This is a genomic window from Vibrio hippocampi (assembly GCF_921292975.1).
GTDB classification, from domain to species: Bacteria; Pseudomonadota; Gammaproteobacteria; order Enterobacterales; family Vibrionaceae; genus Vibrio; species Vibrio hippocampi.
Genome location: NZ_CAKLCM010000003.1, coordinates 1,249,735 through 1,263,238 on the forward strand (window position 1 = coordinate 1,249,735; position 13,504 = coordinate 1,263,238).

The window sequence follows — 13,504 nt, forward strand, 5'->3', positions numbered from 1 at the left end:
CTCACTTGTTAAGCTTGATAGCAAAAATTACTATGAACCGAGCCATTGAATTTTCATCTGATTGTTATGATTACCTCACCATCACTGCGCGTAAGAAAACCCTCTGCAACCAACTATTGCGTGTCGAGAAAGGAAGTCTATTTATCAAGCTAGGTCAACTTGAGTACACGATTGAAGCGGGAAGTTCACTTTGGATACCTCAGGAATGCTTAACCAGTTTGACGATTCTGCCCAATACCACGCTTTCTCGCCTCTGCTTTTCTGTTCGACTTTTGGATACATTTCCGTTTCAAGCAGGGCAAGTCAAACTTGATAAGTTATGCGAAGCTGTTTTAGATAGATTGGCGCAAGGCGTGTCCGCTGAGGTGCAAGCCGATCTGCTGCAAGTGACCCGCCATGAAGTGAAATCCTTGAAACCCAAACTTGAACAAACTGAGTTGTGCCAAAAGGTGAGTCAGTGGCGTCCTGACAACCGTCAAGTAACCAAGCAACTCGATGTTATTTTAAGGGTTCGTGAAGCCAGAAAAATGGCACTTTCGGGCGCGAAAGCCGATAAGATTAGCCAAGCATTATTTGCAGGTGATCTAAGCTTGTATCAATCATTGTGTCAGACGTTACTTGGCACCAGCGAATCATCACGATAGCCTAACTATTGATAAACGACAGACACGAAAAAGGTGAACCTTAAGTTCACCTTTTTCATATAAACAGATCTCAGTTTGTTAAAACGGCACTTCTATTTGCATCATCATATCGAGATGATCATCTTGATGCCAACGGTAGTCAAAACGAAAACGTGGCTCTTTGCCTTTTTCTCCAACACCTAGCCCCAAATGCAAACCTTGGGCTGAAATCCACTCTTGCACGTTCATATCAGGTTCTAGTTCCTCGAGATCTTCTGGCATCCAGACACCAAAGCCGATCATACTATTATCATTAAGGCGTCCGGTTAACAGCAGCTCAGACTTCTGAGTAATCAACCACTGTTCCCAGTATGATTCGGTGATCTTTTGCTGTGTGGTCTTTTCTTGATCCAACATACTAGTGAGTAAAGACACCTGCTCTCCCAAGTAGGAAAAAGGTCGAGTGATCTCTTTACAAAAATCAAATTCCTGTTCTTTAAATACCACAGATTTTGAACTATCGCTCTCACACAGAGACGCCAAAGCCCAAGGAGTAAAAAGGAGGCTGGCGATGATACCTAACTTAGCCAACATAAAGTTTCTTATTCCATTTAATAATAATTTACAAACACAGCTACAAATATAACCCAAGACGCTGCAATTGTTGAGCTACTCCGTCAGTGGTTAAGTGATCTACATTCAAACCTTTAATTAAAGTTTCTCGAATTTCTGTCGAGCGAACCGTGATTTTCTCTGGGCAAGCCAATATCGACCAACGTTTCACAATCTCATCACTGTGAGCAAATTTAGCAAAGTTGAATAAATTGTCGGGACCCAGCACAAACGTCAGTTCCGCATTGGGGTTCTGTTGCTGTAAGCTGGATAAAACGGAAAAAGTCGTTACTGCACCACCTTTTTGATGCAGGCTTTCTTCAACTCGGCTTCTTTCTATATTCTGTCTACCAATATCGCTGATAAATTGATCGACCAATTGGCAGCGGATTTGATAATCCAGCATCTCTTTTCCCCAAGCATGGGCAATACTGGGCACGAGCAGCACTTTATCAAAATGGCTTAGAGAATCGATAACACTCTTATGACCAAGACTGGGGGGGTTAAATGCACTTCCGAATACGGCAATTTTTAACATAGCTCAGATAACATTGGATTGATTCACTTGTTGTTTTGCTACTGTAACTTTTTTTCAGTGCTTTTCGTAGGTATTATACAAAGAATTATTTTGAGCCTGTAGGAAAAGGAATACACATGGAACAACTAATCCGTGACGAAATGCGTGTGCTACCTTCCATTGACCCACGTTTCGAAGTCGAACGTCGTGTCTCGTTTATCAAAAGCAAACTTCAGCAATCTGGTTGTAAATCACTGGTACTGGGTATCAGTGGTGGTGTTGACTCCACGACCTGTGGTCGTCTTGCACAACTCGCGGTGAATGAACTTAACCAAGATCTCGCTGAACCTGAGTATCAATTTTTTGCTGTTCGTTTACCTTACGGTGAACAGAAAGATGAGGATGAGGCACAACTTGCTATTTCGTTTATCGAACCCACCCACTCTGTCGCTGTTAATATTAAAGCTGGCGTGGATGGTCTGCATGCTGCTTCCCACGAAGCGCTCGCCTCAACGGGCTTACTGCCAGAAGACGACAGTAAAATCGACTTCGTAAAAGGCAATGTTAAAGCACGTGCACGCATGGTGGCTCAATATGAAATCGCCGGATACGTCGGTGGACTTGTACTTGGTACCGATCACTCAGCAGAGAACATCACCGGTTTCTACACCAAATTTGGTGATGGCGCCTGTGACCTTGCGCCACTGTTTGGTCTGAGCAAACGCCAAGTGCGTGAAGTAGCAGCGACATTAGGGGCGCCAGAGTTGCTGGTCAAAAAGACGCCAACGGCGGATCTTGAAGAACTGGACCCACAAAAAGCGGACGAAAAAGCCCTCAATCTCACCTACGATCAAATTGATGATTTCCTTGAGGGCAAACCCGTACCTGAAGATGTCTCCGATCGCATCGTGGCTATCTACAAGAAAACCCAACACAAACGCGAAGCAATCCCAACGATTTACGATTAATCTGGGGCTTGAACTCAGATGATATTGAGTTCAATCGCAGATCATAACCTTGAATACCCAGACTGGCTCATTGTGCTTAATCTGGGTATTTTTTTGTCTGTGATTTAGCTCATTAATTATGACTTCTTTGTGATTCAACATTGCAACACGCCAGACTTGTGCCATGTTTAATATTGGATTGGTAACAGCACTCTGTTTGAGGCTATGTACTTAATGAATTGACATGATTCATTTTTTCTCTCGGGTTTATAAGGGGTTATTATGCTAGGTGAAGACCACTCTCTTCTACACGAATTTCCTGAACATACGGAGACCATTAAATCACTCATCGCAAGCGACGCTTCGTTTGCCGAAGAAACCAAACAATATAATGCCTTGGACAAAAAAATCCGGGTGCTTGAACTCAATAACTCTCCCATTGATGATGGAGAGATGCACAAGCTAAAGCATGAGCGTGCTGTGATGAAAGATGTCCTATTGAAGAAATTGGTTGATGTGGGAGAATAGGTGCTAGGTGCTAGGTGCTAGGTGCTAGGTGCTAGGTGCTAGGTGCTAGAAAATAGCCTAATAGTTTGAATTAATAAAAGAAAGGAGAGCGTTGGCTCTCCTTTCTTGTGTTAGTAGCGGATTTCAATATCTTGGTTGGGGACGGCGCAACAAGCAAAAATGGTGCGTGAATCTAAACCCTTTTGTCTCGCGCGTGTTGCCGCTGGCACCTCATCTTGATCGACACTGCCAGACTCCAATATCACGCTGCATGTTCCGCACATACCGGAGCGACACTTGTAAGGAATCGATAAACCCGCACTTTCTAACTGCTCTAAGAGGTTACTTTGGTTATCGCCCGCTACCGCAACACCATTGGCAGTGATCACTACCGACTTTATTTGTGATTGCCCAGACTCTGATTGATTTGACAGATCTTTTGAGATGCCTTGATCAGGGTAACGGTGGGGCTGTTGATATTCCAGCACTTCGACCACGTCATCCAACTTGATCACGCCCTCATTCTTCGCCACCAAGTTTTGCCCAAAGAACACCGCACCTTGAGGGTTGGCGCGAAAGCGAGACAGTGTTGCCAGCGGTTCTTTATTGGTTCGAAATTTCGCCGTCGTGGTATCAACGGTAGTCAAAATGCAGCGCTCGCACGGTTTAACCACCTCAAACTCCACTTCACCAATCTTAATTCGCTTCCAAGTATCCTCAACGAAAGGCTCATCGCTATTCACCACAAGATTAGGACGAAACTGTTTCATACTGTGGTTGTCGCTACTGCGACGATTCAATTCATTCAATGAACCTTGGCTGATCAGTAGCATTGGGTAACCATCAGCAAAGCTGACATTGTGCCCCAGCTTTTCACGCACGCGGTTTGACTGTTCACCGCTATAGAGCAACGAGACAGGTTGCTGAATAATCTCACTAAACCAGAGATTGGCTTGTTCGGTCGTGGTATAGGCAGTGAAACTGTCATTCCATACTGTTGCTTGCGCTTGTTGCTGCTGTAAATCTCGGTATTTCAGCATCAACGGTGATTTATCAGGATAACTAAAAATAATCCCGTCAGCTTGCAAGCTAGCCGTAATTTTAACCATCTGTGGATACTGCCGTGCTGTCACCATCTTGCCGTCTGGTAAAGCAAGCATAAAGCGACGATCAAAACTCAATCCCTGTAGTTCAACCCAAGAGGTCGACATATCAATCCCCGCGACCGACTTTACCGGATACACGGTAATTTGAGATAACACACTCACCTGCTCCACATTGCTTTCCTTATTCGAGTTTTTGTTGTCAATGACATTCTATATCCAAGTCACCTCAAAATGCGAGGAGCAGTCTATATTCAATCACTTGCTTTCTCTTTGAGTCAATTTTGCTCGCTGATGTCCCATGAGATACCAACATCATCGATAGTTTTCGGTTCAAAACCTTGCGATTGAACGGCGGCGATACGTTGGCACAAAAGCTGGAAATTATCGCCATCTAATCCATACTTTGTCGCACTTTGAGCCGACTCAAGACATGAGTGACTAACCGCTGCTTGCTTCATCCAATCTGAAGTCTTGGACAATTCCTCTGCCATTTCCTTCACGGACACACCTTGTTCTACAGGGTAGCCAAGCTGATCGTGATTAGTCATGTTTGCTTGCCAGAAGATGGTGTCATTATGATCACCATCAATCAGTTTGGCGTCATTGGCAGGGTTGAAAAACTGATTCGAGGAAAATAGCACCTGTTGCGGCAGTAGTTGGCGTTTTTTCTTGCCAATCCCCGCTGCGGTCGCAATATACGGACCACGGTTATTGTCGAGTCGATTGTCGGCAATCAGGATATTGTTGACCTGCGGATAGAGCGTTCTGCTCTTGCCGTTTTCTAGCGGCGTACCTGCCGATATCGAGATAACTCCTTCTGCACGACCGCCTAAATCAGAAAACGCATTGGCAAATACGAGATGATCTTTACCAATGACTCGCACGCCACCCGTGCCCTTTTTCTTATCACCAAGAAAATGGTTATAAGCAACCGCAACACGCTTGCCTTGTCGGATAGTCAGTGTGCCAGCACTCTGTCTGAAAGTATTAAAGAGGTAGAGGTTGTCATTAGACTTATTGGAAATGATCTCCATTTCGCCATCACATCCCTCAAATAAGTTATGAGCCACTAACACATTTGGATTAAGGTGCGAGCTTTTTCCAGTGCCGATGCGGATCGTTTCAAACCCGTTCGCTTTACCATAGGCGCGTGGACCAAAGTAATTGTGAGAGATGGTGTGATGCCCATCCTGCTCAGACTTAAGCCAAACCACCGTCGTTACCCCTGAATGAGTTTGCCCTGAAAAATGGTTGTGTTGCACGGTATGGTCACGACCGTATAAGCTCAGCCAATGATAGCGAGTCTCTTTAGATGTGGGGTTATAGTTGGTGATGGCATTGTCATACACCTTGTTATAGGCACCGGAAACACGAATAACATGCCCTTTTTGTAGCGACCCTTGATCAAAATGAAGCCCAGACAAATGCAAATAGCTGCCGGCAATTTCAAGATAACTATCACCAGTGAGCTTGGTTGAACCCGCCCGCTCTGAACGAATTACTATCGGCTTATCCTCGCTACCGTTGGCATTGAGTATAATATGCTGGTCGTGCCAAGTGCCTGACTTGAGAATTAGCTCATCACCGGGTTTAAGTTTTCCAGCAACACTGCGTATTTCTGATGCAGAAGCGACCTGATACTCAGTCGCACTGACCATAGGAACAGCCAGCAAAGCCACCAATGGCGTAATAAAAGTTATAAGATTCACGATAAGCTAGTCCATGATAGTTAAACCGATTGCCAGAGTGATGCAAACATTGTCCCCACACCTGTTAACAGACGTTTTTTAAAAGTAAAAGCACGTCATAGCACCAGTTTATAAGAAGCCTATTTGACTCAAGCAGAATAAAGCATAACCTCGTTTGTTCATCTGCTGAAATAATATTTATTATAAAACATCTAAAGTAAGAAATAGATCATCAAGGGGATAAAATTAACTCAAATGTTACCAATGCCGTTACCTATCCAAGTCGTCACGCAACAACGTCTTGCCCGTATATCAATTATTGTTAATCGTTATTAATTAGTTAACAACTCGACAATAAATGAAACTTTTCGTCATCTTTATTATAGTTCAACTATAATTAGTTAATTTGTAGTATTAATTTTCTACTTTGGCACAACCCACAACTTTTTGAAAGCAAAGCTCATAATATACATTAAATCAAACCATCCATTAAATAATGGACATTGAAACGGCATCAAGTTGGGATTTGACTTTTTTTTCATCACACATTAAGTGTAAATTAAATGTCAGGACACTAATTAGCGATAATTCAATGAGGGTTGTGTGTGATGAAAATATTCTTATGTTGTTCGGCTGGAATGTCGACAAGTATGCTAGTAAAAAAAATGAAACAAGCGGCCGAGGAAAGACAGATAACATGCGAAATCAATGCCTACTCAATATCAGAGTTTGAGGCGTGTTTGCAGCAATATGATGTTTGTCTAGTTGCACCGCAGGTAAAATTTAAATTTGAGGAGTTTAAAGCACGAGCAATACAAGAAGGAAAAGTGTGCGGTCTAATTGACATGATGAATTACGGCATGCTCAAGGGAGACGTAGTTCTTCAACAAGCATTAGATTTACTGGATGATAAATAAAGGTATAAAACCATGACAGGATTTACTCATGTAATTAATGTTGTAGATAAATATGTAGCCCCTTTTGCTCATAAAGTATCTAGCCAACGTCATATTAATGCAATTAAAGATGGCTTTGTAGGCACCATGCCATTTTTGATTGTTGGTTCATTATTACTGGTACTTGCATTTCCTCCTGGTGACGGAAATTTCTTTCTAGATGGATGGAGCAGTCTAGTAGAAGCCTTAGGCAGGGCAAATATATTAGCGGCGTTCCAAGTAAGTATGGGGATATTCTCTCTATATGCCGCTTTCACCATAGGGTTTAGCCTTGCAGAATCATACAAATTAAGACCCTTAAACACCGGCTTACTCTCTTTATTCACCTTTCTCTTAGCCGCGGCACCCGTGCAAGTTGTAGAAGGCGTAGGTGGCGTGATCCCAACGGCACAAATGGGAGGAACGGGGGCCTTTACTGCAATACTTGCAGGTCTGTTTGCCCCTGAGCTTCAACGGTTCCTACGAGACCACAATATAAGATTAAAAATGCCAGATGCTGTACCAGAAAAAATCTCGGCGTCATTCGACTTGCTTATTCCGGTGCTTTTTATCTCGATAATTGTCACTGCAATCAATGTTGGATTAGGCACATACGATTTGTCCATTCCAACCGCCATTACAGAAATGTTTAAACCACTTGTTTCGGCATCAGATTCATTTATCGCCTGCTTACTGGCGGTCATTATGATTCAGTTACTCTGGTTTGGCGGAATTCACGGCGGATCAGTGGTTATTACTGGCATCCTATTTCCAATACTCATGATTAATTTGGCTGACAACCAAGAAGCATTAGCCGCAGGTTTAGAGCTGCCAAAGATCTTAGTAAACCCAGTGTTTGACTTCTTTATTTTTGTTGGCGGAGCTGGAGGAACTTGGGGATTTGTTGTTCTGATGATGCGCTCTAAGGCAACTCATTTAAGAACCATCGGTAAAATGTCGATTATTCCTAGCTCATTTAATATCAATGAACCCGTTATTTTTGGCGCACCCATTGTAATGAACGTTAATTACTTTATTCCATGGTTACTCGCCCCTATTGTTAATACCTGCATCGTCTGGTCGGCATTTAAATTTGACTTGGTCTCTAAAGTCATTGCATTACCACCTTGGACAATGCCAGCTCCCATAGGCGCGGTAATGGCGACAAACTCAGGTACTGCTGCTGTGGTCGTTGTATTGTGTGTACTGATTAGCATGGCGATCTATTACCCATTCTTTAAGATGCATGAAAAAGAGTTACTGGAAGAAGAGCGTGCCGCTGCACAAACTGAATCAACCAATACCGCATCCGCAAAGGTTTAATTATGAGTCATACCATTTTATCCAACGATGATATTAACGAAGAATTTTTGATGTCCCTTTTATGTTTAGTGGGTGAATCAAGATCCCTCATTATGCAATCAATACTATTGGCAAGACAAAACCAATATCAGCAAGCGGTCGAAACGCTTCAGCAAGGTGAAGGGTATTTAGAACAAGTACACCAAAAGCAAACATCATTAATTGCTTTTGATGAAGGAGAAGGCAAGGTTCAGATGACTTTAATATTAACTCATATTCAAGATCATATTATGACCACTATGTTATGTAAGGATTTAGCCAAAGAATTAATTGAAATACACAAAAAAATAGATGGTGATGTATGAACAAAAGAATATTCGACTTAACCAAAGAAGATATTAAGCAACTATCTCGTCGCGACATTGTGAATTGTATTGCACGTAGTGAAGGTCGTACCTTAATGGTAGAAAACGTGGTTTCAATGCAACCCCCTGTCGACCTTGTGAGTGGTGCTGAAATGGCAGCCGCTTTTGGTGCCGATATGGTGACACTAAATTGCTTAGATTTATTAGATCCAAAAGCGACCGTATTGGGGCACGAAGCTCATAACGTGGCGGAGTTTTTATCGGTCGCGGAACTCAAACAACTATGCGGTCGTTTGATGGGGTGTAATTTAGAACCGGTTCCTAAAGGGTTTACCGAGATTGCTGAAGGGCGAAGTGTTACCGCCCAGACAGTTCAAGCCGTGATTGATAATGGACTCGATTATGTGATGCTAACCGGAAATCCAGGTATGAACGTGTCACAAGAAACCATCTTAGAGGCAATCCGCTTAGTACGTTCTATCTCGCAGGACTTGGTCATTATTGCTGGCAAAATGCATGGTGGTGGCGTCGGCAATGATTACAACTTGGATATTATTGGCGAATTTGCCGAAGCTGGTGCGGATATTATGATGTTCCCCGCCCCTTATACCACGCCTGGCGTCACACCACAGTTGGCCGAACAAATGATGCGGACCGTTCACCAAGCAGGCATGTTAGGCATGCTAGCCATTGGGACATCCCAAGAGGGTGCAAGTGAAAACTTTATTCAGCAAGTCGCGATGACCTCAAAGTCAGCAGGTGCCGATATTGTTCATATTGGTGATGGTGGATATGGGGGATTAGCGGTTCCAGAAAATATCCTAACAATGGGAATAACGATTCGAGGCAGGAGGCATCAATTTAAACGCATGGCAAATAGACGATAGCAATAAATATAACTATTACAACCATCGTAAATACATTATTTCGCTGCTATAGGTAATTTCCTTATGGTCATTTCTTGGGGGAGAGTTATTTATATATTTTAATTTTATATTAGATAAATAACTCCTAATGACCTGTTAATTATTATATTCAATTTGGCCTCGTTATTTAACGACGGCCACAGGGGTAGTTTTGTTATGAAAAAATTTCTTAATTATAGTTTAGTATCACTTTTAATTTCGGGCGGCATGAGTCATGTTTCAGCCAATGAATATGGACAAGTCGGTACGCTTGGCGATGTTGCTGTTCAAGCTTACGGTAAAGCAGCGATATCAGTAGTCACTGAAGATGATAATAGTGGCTACACTTATGACAATGAATCCTATATTGGCTTTCGCGCGTCAAAGCAGATGTTTGATGATGTCAACGCAATGATGCAAGTCGAATCTGGATACGTTGGTTATGAGGGCGCTTCGGGAACACTTGGTACTAGAGATACTTTTGTCTCTCTTGATGGTACTTGGGGGCAAGTCAGATTCGGTCGCATGCTGACACCGATGTATGAAGTTGTGGATTGGCCCTACTCTAATCCAGGCTTAGGGCGCGTTTTTGACTGGGGCGGAGACGTAGGTGCAACCTATGATCGTCAAAGTAATATGGCGCGTTATGATTCACCAGATTACGGCAATCTTTCATTTGAGCTCTCTACCGGTCGTGGAGACAAAGATGTGGATGGTTCATACCATTACGGCGGTGCTGGTCACTATGTCTCTAGTGCGTTCACCATTCATACCGCGTTCGAGTTCAACCCGAAAGCTAAAGGAACTGATATAGACGGAACCGCCTATTTAGTGGGTTTTGAGTTACCGTTACCGGCAGGTTTCGGACTCAATGCCGCATACAAATTTACTCAAGGGCCCGCACAGTTAGCAGGTTGGAAATATGTTGAGCACGATGACGACGATAATCCAATTAGCGATGCAAAAGAGGCTGAGCAGCACTCTATTTCAATCATAGGTCAATATTTTAGTGGTCCTTGGGGTTTCAAAGTGGGCTATGCAAAAAACTTTGATTCTGAGGTTGAAGGGGTAAAACAGAATAACGAAGATGAAGTTTTATCTGCGCAAATTATGTATATACATAAAGGCTTCGTGCCATATGTTCGATTTGGTACTCACAACGCCTATAACTGGAGCAATGAAGCCAGTGGTGACAAGTTATTTGGTCGCGTGGGTTTAGAGTATACTTTTTAATTAGTCATTCAAACTCGATCAAGCCAACCTTTTCTTAGACAGCAGTCAGGGTTGGCTTTCGTTTCAAACTCATTTCCCACAGAAAAGCCCAACAATTCCCAGAAAATTAGTGAAAACTAAACCATTTTCCACTATCATCCTGTCGCCTAAACGCAAGCGTTTGCTTTTTATTGTGCGCTTGGTGTTAGGCTCCGTTCAAGACACAAATACAAACGTGGTGGGAGCCCAAAAAATGACTACATTAACGATTACTCGTCCTGACGATTGGCATGTTCATCTGCGCGATGGTGATGTTTTAAACGATACTGTTCGTGACATCAGCCGCTATAACGGCAGAGCTATTATTATGCCAAACACAGTCCCACCTGTTATTGATACTGAAATGGCACTGGCTTACAAAGCACGCATTATGTCGGCAAAGCCAGCCGCACAATTTGAACCCTTGATGACACTATACTTGACGGACAACACTTCCCCTGAAGAGATCCGTAAAGCCAAAGTTGCTGGCGTGGTAGCGGCCAAGCTATACCCAGCAGGCGCCACGACCAACTCTGATTCCGGTGTCACTTCAGCAAAAAATATCTATCCCGTGCTTGAAGCTATGGAACAAGAAGGCATGTTATTACTGGTTCACGGTGAGGTAACGACGCACGCCATTGATATCTTTGATCGTGAAAAAACCTTTCTTGATACTGTCCTTGCTCCACTTGTGAATGATTTCCCAAATCTGAAAATTGTACTAGAACACATCACGACAGCGGACGCGGCTGAATTTGTTAAAAATGCCAGCGATAACGTTGCTGCGACCATTACGGCGCACCACTTGCTTTACAACCGCAACCATATGTTAGTCGGTGGCATTAAGCCTCATTTCTACTGCTTACCGATTCTAAAGCGCGGTACTCACCAGCAAGCGCTTATTGAAGCGGCAACCAGTGGCAGCAAAAAATTCTTCTTGGGCACTGACTCGGCTCCTCACGCAAAAGGTCAAAAAGAAGCGGCTTGTGGATGCGCAGGCTCATACACAGCACACGCTTCGCTTGAACTTTATACTGAAGTATTTGAACTCGAAGGGAAGCTAGAAAATCTTGAAGCTTTCGCCAGTCACAACGGCGCTGATTTCTACGGTCTTGCGCGTAACGCCGATACCGTGACCCTTGAAAAAGAAGAATGGTCAGTACCTGATACCATGCCTTTCGGTCAAGACATCGTTGTTCCTATCCGCGGTGGCGAAACGATCGGTTGGAAAGTGAAATAACCTTTCACTCGAAACGATTAAACGGCCATTGTTTTGATGGCCGTTTTTTTTATTAAGCTAAATGTTAAACTCTTCTTCTTAACCTAATACACCAAGGATGCCTGCTACGTGACGTCCAAAACCCCAACTCACAGCACTCCCATTGCCACGCCCTGCATCGGTGCATGTAAAAACGATGGCGGGATCTGTCATGGCTGCAAACGCACGATGAACGAAGTGGCTATTTGGTCACAAATCTCTGACAATGAACGCCAACAGACTATGGCAGAATTATCCGGACAGCTATCCACTCACCTTTGTCAGCAATGTGGTGAACCTGCCTATTGCGATATCTCGGCAGGCAAGGACACTTGCTGGTGCTTTGACATTGAGAAACGCGATACCAGCGAATTAAAAACATCAAACCTATGCTTGTGTCGTCGATGCTTGTCCAAACTCCCTCTTAAATAGGCGTATTTTATTATGAAAAATCGTTGCCACTATCCTATCGGTACACCGGGTCAGAAATGGACAGAAAAAGAAGTGACCGAATGGCGCAATCAAACCCAGATTCAGCGCAGTTACCAGCAAGATGTCGTCAGTAAAATTCAGCAATTAGAACACCATTGGATCGTTGAGTCTTATGGTGCCCTTTCCTACGACACAGAGCGTTACCCTTTATATGTGCTAAAAAATAGCGCGTGGCATCCTGACAAGCCGACTGTACTCATTACTGGTGGTGTTCACGGTTACGAAACATCAGGCGTACAGGGTGCGTTGTTGTTTGCCGCGCAACATGCCGCTGACTACCAAGCCGACTTTAATTTGGTGATTGCTCCTTGTGTCAGCCCTTGGGGATATGAAACCATCAATCGCTGGAACCCAAACGCAGTTGACCCAAACCGTTCTTTCTATCAAGACTCTGTCAGTGAAGAAGCTGCCTTAGTGATGGACATGGTTGCTAAGCTAGACGGTGATATTTTAGTGCATATCGACTTGCACGAAACAACCGATACGGATGAATCAGAGTTTAGACCCGCTCTCGCGGCGAGAGAGGGTCTTGAGTATATCGAAGATAATGTTCCTGATGGCTTCTACTTGGTCGGCAATACTGAAAAGCCGGCGGCTCAGTTCCAAAGTGCGATTATCGCCGCGGTTGAAAAAGTGACTCATATTGCACCCGCGGACACGCAAGGCAAGATTATCGGAGCAGAAGTGGTGCAAAAAGGCGTGATTAATTATCCACTCAAACGCTTACATCTTTGCACCAGCATGACAGAATGTGAGTATTCAACCACCACGGAAGTTTACCCTGATAGCCCGAATGTCTCGACCCAACAATGTAACCTTGCCCAAGTAGCGGCGATAACAGGCGCACTGGATTATCTAAAATCACAAGACTAACAGTTTATCATTCTGTATAGTATGTGACATCGTCTCGCGCTCGGCATCGAGCGCGGTTTGTTGCACAAGCGTTAATTTATGCTAAGGTTTAAACCTCTGTTGTGCGCAAAAAAATCAAATACC

At 43.6% G+C, this 13,504-nt stretch carries 15 protein-coding genes and 1 pseudogene; 11 read left to right on the forward strand and 5 right to left on the reverse strand.

All coding sequences use genetic code 11. The annotated features are described in order from the left end of the window. Positions 1-32 precede the first annotated feature (32 nt). Positions 33-644 (forward strand): AraC family transcriptional regulator, encoded by a 612-nt coding sequence (locus L9Q39_RS18555; protein ID WP_237486568.1) that lies wholly within the window; start codon positions 33-35, stop codon positions 642-644. A gap of 78 nt (positions 645-722) precedes the next feature. Here L9Q39_RS18555 and L9Q39_RS18560 read toward each other — a convergent pair whose 3' ends face one another. Next, positions 723-1,217, reverse strand: a complete 495-nt coding sequence (locus L9Q39_RS18560) for a hypothetical protein (RefSeq protein WP_237486569.1) — start codon at positions 1,215-1,217, stop codon at positions 723-725. A gap of 40 nt (positions 1,218-1,257) precedes the next feature. Continuing rightward, a complete protein-coding gene (locus L9Q39_RS18565; RefSeq protein WP_237486570.1) occupies positions 1,258-1,773 on the reverse strand; it encodes a nicotinate-nicotinamide nucleotide adenylyltransferase in 516 nt (171 codons plus the stop codon). A 116-nt stretch (positions 1,774-1,889) separates the two neighbouring features. On the opposite strand from L9Q39_RS18565, the gene nadE reads away from it, so the two are divergent. Together nadE and L9Q39_RS18575 are read left to right on the forward strand one after the other, a co-directional pair. After that, positions 1,890-2,720, forward strand: coding sequence for an NAD(+) synthase (nadE, locus tag L9Q39_RS18570; protein WP_237486571.1), 831 nt, complete (start codon positions 1,890-1,892; stop codon positions 2,718-2,720). A 261-nt stretch (positions 2,721-2,981) separates the two neighbouring features. Then, complete coding sequence (locus tag L9Q39_RS18575) at positions 2,982-3,227, forward strand: HP1242/YdcH family protein (protein WP_237486572.1); 246 nt, start codon at positions 2,982-2,984, stop codon at positions 3,225-3,227. A gap of 110 nt (positions 3,228-3,337) precedes the next feature. Here the strand turns inward: L9Q39_RS18575 and L9Q39_RS20735 are convergent, their stop codons facing one another. The 3 genes and pseudogenes from L9Q39_RS20735 to L9Q39_RS18585 all read right to left on the reverse strand — a co-directional run bounded on the left by L9Q39_RS20735 (position 3,338) and on the right by L9Q39_RS18585 (position 6,021). Further along, positions 3,338-3,595 (reverse strand): 2Fe-2S iron-sulfur cluster-binding protein, encoded by a 258-nt coding sequence (locus L9Q39_RS20735; protein WP_435532865.1) that lies wholly within the window; start codon positions 3,593-3,595, stop codon positions 3,338-3,340. A 63-nt stretch (positions 3,596-3,658) separates the two neighbouring features. After that, positions 3,659-4,483: pseudogene (locus L9Q39_RS18580) on the reverse strand (MOSC domain-containing protein); the annotation flags it as partial. Between the two features lie 104 nt (positions 4,484-4,587). Beyond that, positions 4,588-6,021 carry a polysaccharide lyase 6 family protein gene (locus L9Q39_RS18585; protein WP_237486573.1) on the reverse strand — a complete coding sequence of 478 codons (1,434 nt, stop codon included), beginning with the start codon at positions 6,019-6,021 and terminating at the stop codon, positions 4,588-4,590. Positions 6,022-6,605: 584 nt separating this feature from the next. On the opposite strand from L9Q39_RS18585, the gene L9Q39_RS18590 reads away from it, so the two are divergent. The 8 genes from L9Q39_RS18590 to L9Q39_RS18625 all read left to right on the forward strand — a co-directional run bounded on the left by L9Q39_RS18590 (position 6,606) and on the right by L9Q39_RS18625 (position 13,381). Further along, a complete protein-coding gene (locus L9Q39_RS18590; protein WP_237486574.1) occupies positions 6,606-6,917 on the forward strand; it encodes a PTS sugar transporter subunit IIB in 312 nt (103 codons plus the stop codon). A gap of 12 nt (positions 6,918-6,929) precedes the next feature. Continuing rightward, positions 6,930-8,258 carry a PTS sugar transporter subunit IIC gene (locus L9Q39_RS18595; RefSeq protein ID WP_237486575.1) on the forward strand — a complete coding sequence of 443 codons (1,329 nt, stop codon included), beginning with the start codon at positions 6,930-6,932 and terminating at the stop codon, positions 8,256-8,258. A 2-nt stretch (positions 8,259-8,260) separates the two neighbouring features. Further along, positions 8,261-8,602 carry a PTS lactose/cellobiose transporter subunit IIA gene (locus L9Q39_RS18600; protein WP_237486576.1) on the forward strand — a complete coding sequence of 114 codons (342 nt, stop codon included), beginning with the start codon at positions 8,261-8,263 and terminating at the stop codon, positions 8,600-8,602. Next, the gene (locus L9Q39_RS18605; RefSeq protein WP_237486577.1) at positions 8,599-9,489 is read left to right on the forward strand and encodes a DUF7916 family protein; all 891 of its coding nucleotides are present in this window, start codon (positions 8,599-8,601) and stop codon (positions 9,487-9,489) included. Before L9Q39_RS18600 ends, L9Q39_RS18605 begins: the two co-directional genes overlap by 4 nt. A 195-nt stretch (positions 9,490-9,684) precedes the next feature. Continuing rightward, positions 9,685-10,740, forward strand: coding sequence for a porin (locus tag L9Q39_RS18610; protein WP_435532854.1), 1,056 nt, complete (start codon positions 9,685-9,687; stop codon positions 10,738-10,740). A 232-nt stretch (positions 10,741-10,972) separates the two neighbouring features. Continuing rightward, on the forward strand, positions 10,973-11,998 hold the full coding sequence (pyrC, locus tag L9Q39_RS18615; protein ID WP_237486578.1) for a dihydroorotase: 1,026 nt from the start codon (positions 10,973-10,975) through the stop codon (positions 11,996-11,998). Positions 11,999-12,139: 141 nt separating this feature from the next. After that, positions 12,140-12,448: a DUF1289 domain-containing protein gene (locus tag L9Q39_RS18620; protein ID WP_237487083.1), complete on the forward strand. Its 309-nt coding sequence runs from the start codon at positions 12,140-12,142 to the stop codon at positions 12,446-12,448. A gap of 12 nt (positions 12,449-12,460) precedes the next feature. Next, positions 12,461-13,381, forward strand: coding sequence for a M14 family metallopeptidase (locus tag L9Q39_RS18625; RefSeq protein ID WP_237486579.1), 921 nt, complete (start codon positions 12,461-12,463; stop codon positions 13,379-13,381). The last annotated feature ends 123 nt before the right edge of the window (positions 13,382-13,504 follow it).

What these genes read in the sequence shown, in the direction of transcription:
- L9Q39_RS18605 (WP_237486577.1), top strand. Translation starts at nt 8,599, where the DNA reads ATGAACAAAAGAATATTCGACTTAACCAAAGAAGATATTAAGCAACTA.
- L9Q39_RS18565 (WP_237486570.1), bottom strand. Translation starts at nt 1,773, where the DNA reads ATGTTAAAAATTGCCGTATTCGGAAGTGCATTTAACCCCCCCAGTCTT.
- nadE (WP_237486571.1), top strand. Translation starts at nt 1,890, where the DNA reads ATGGAACAACTAATCCGTGACGAAATGCGTGTGCTACCTTCCATTGAC.
- L9Q39_RS18575 (WP_237486572.1), top strand. Translation starts at nt 2,982, where the DNA reads ATGCTAGGTGAAGACCACTCTCTTCTACACGAATTTCCTGAACATACG.
- pyrC (WP_237486578.1), top strand. Translation starts at nt 10,973, where the DNA reads ATGACTACATTAACGATTACTCGTCCTGACGATTGGCATGTTCATCTG.
- L9Q39_RS18560 (WP_237486569.1), bottom strand. Translation starts at nt 1,217, where the DNA reads ATGTTGGCTAAGTTAGGTATCATCGCCAGCCTCCTTTTTACTCCTTGG.
- L9Q39_RS18595 (WP_237486575.1), top strand. Translation starts at nt 6,930, where the DNA reads ATGACAGGATTTACTCATGTAATTAATGTTGTAGATAAATATGTAGCC.
- L9Q39_RS18610 (WP_435532854.1), top strand. Translation starts at nt 9,685, where the DNA reads ATGAAAAAATTTCTTAATTATAGTTTAGTATCACTTTTAATTTCGGGC.
- L9Q39_RS18600 (WP_237486576.1), top strand. Translation starts at nt 8,261, where the DNA reads ATGAGTCATACCATTTTATCCAACGATGATATTAACGAAGAATTTTTG.
- L9Q39_RS18555 (WP_237486568.1), top strand. Translation starts at nt 33, where the DNA reads ATGAACCGAGCCATTGAATTTTCATCTGATTGTTATGATTACCTCACC.
- L9Q39_RS18625 (WP_237486579.1), top strand. Translation starts at nt 12,461, where the DNA reads ATGAAAAATCGTTGCCACTATCCTATCGGTACACCGGGTCAGAAATGG.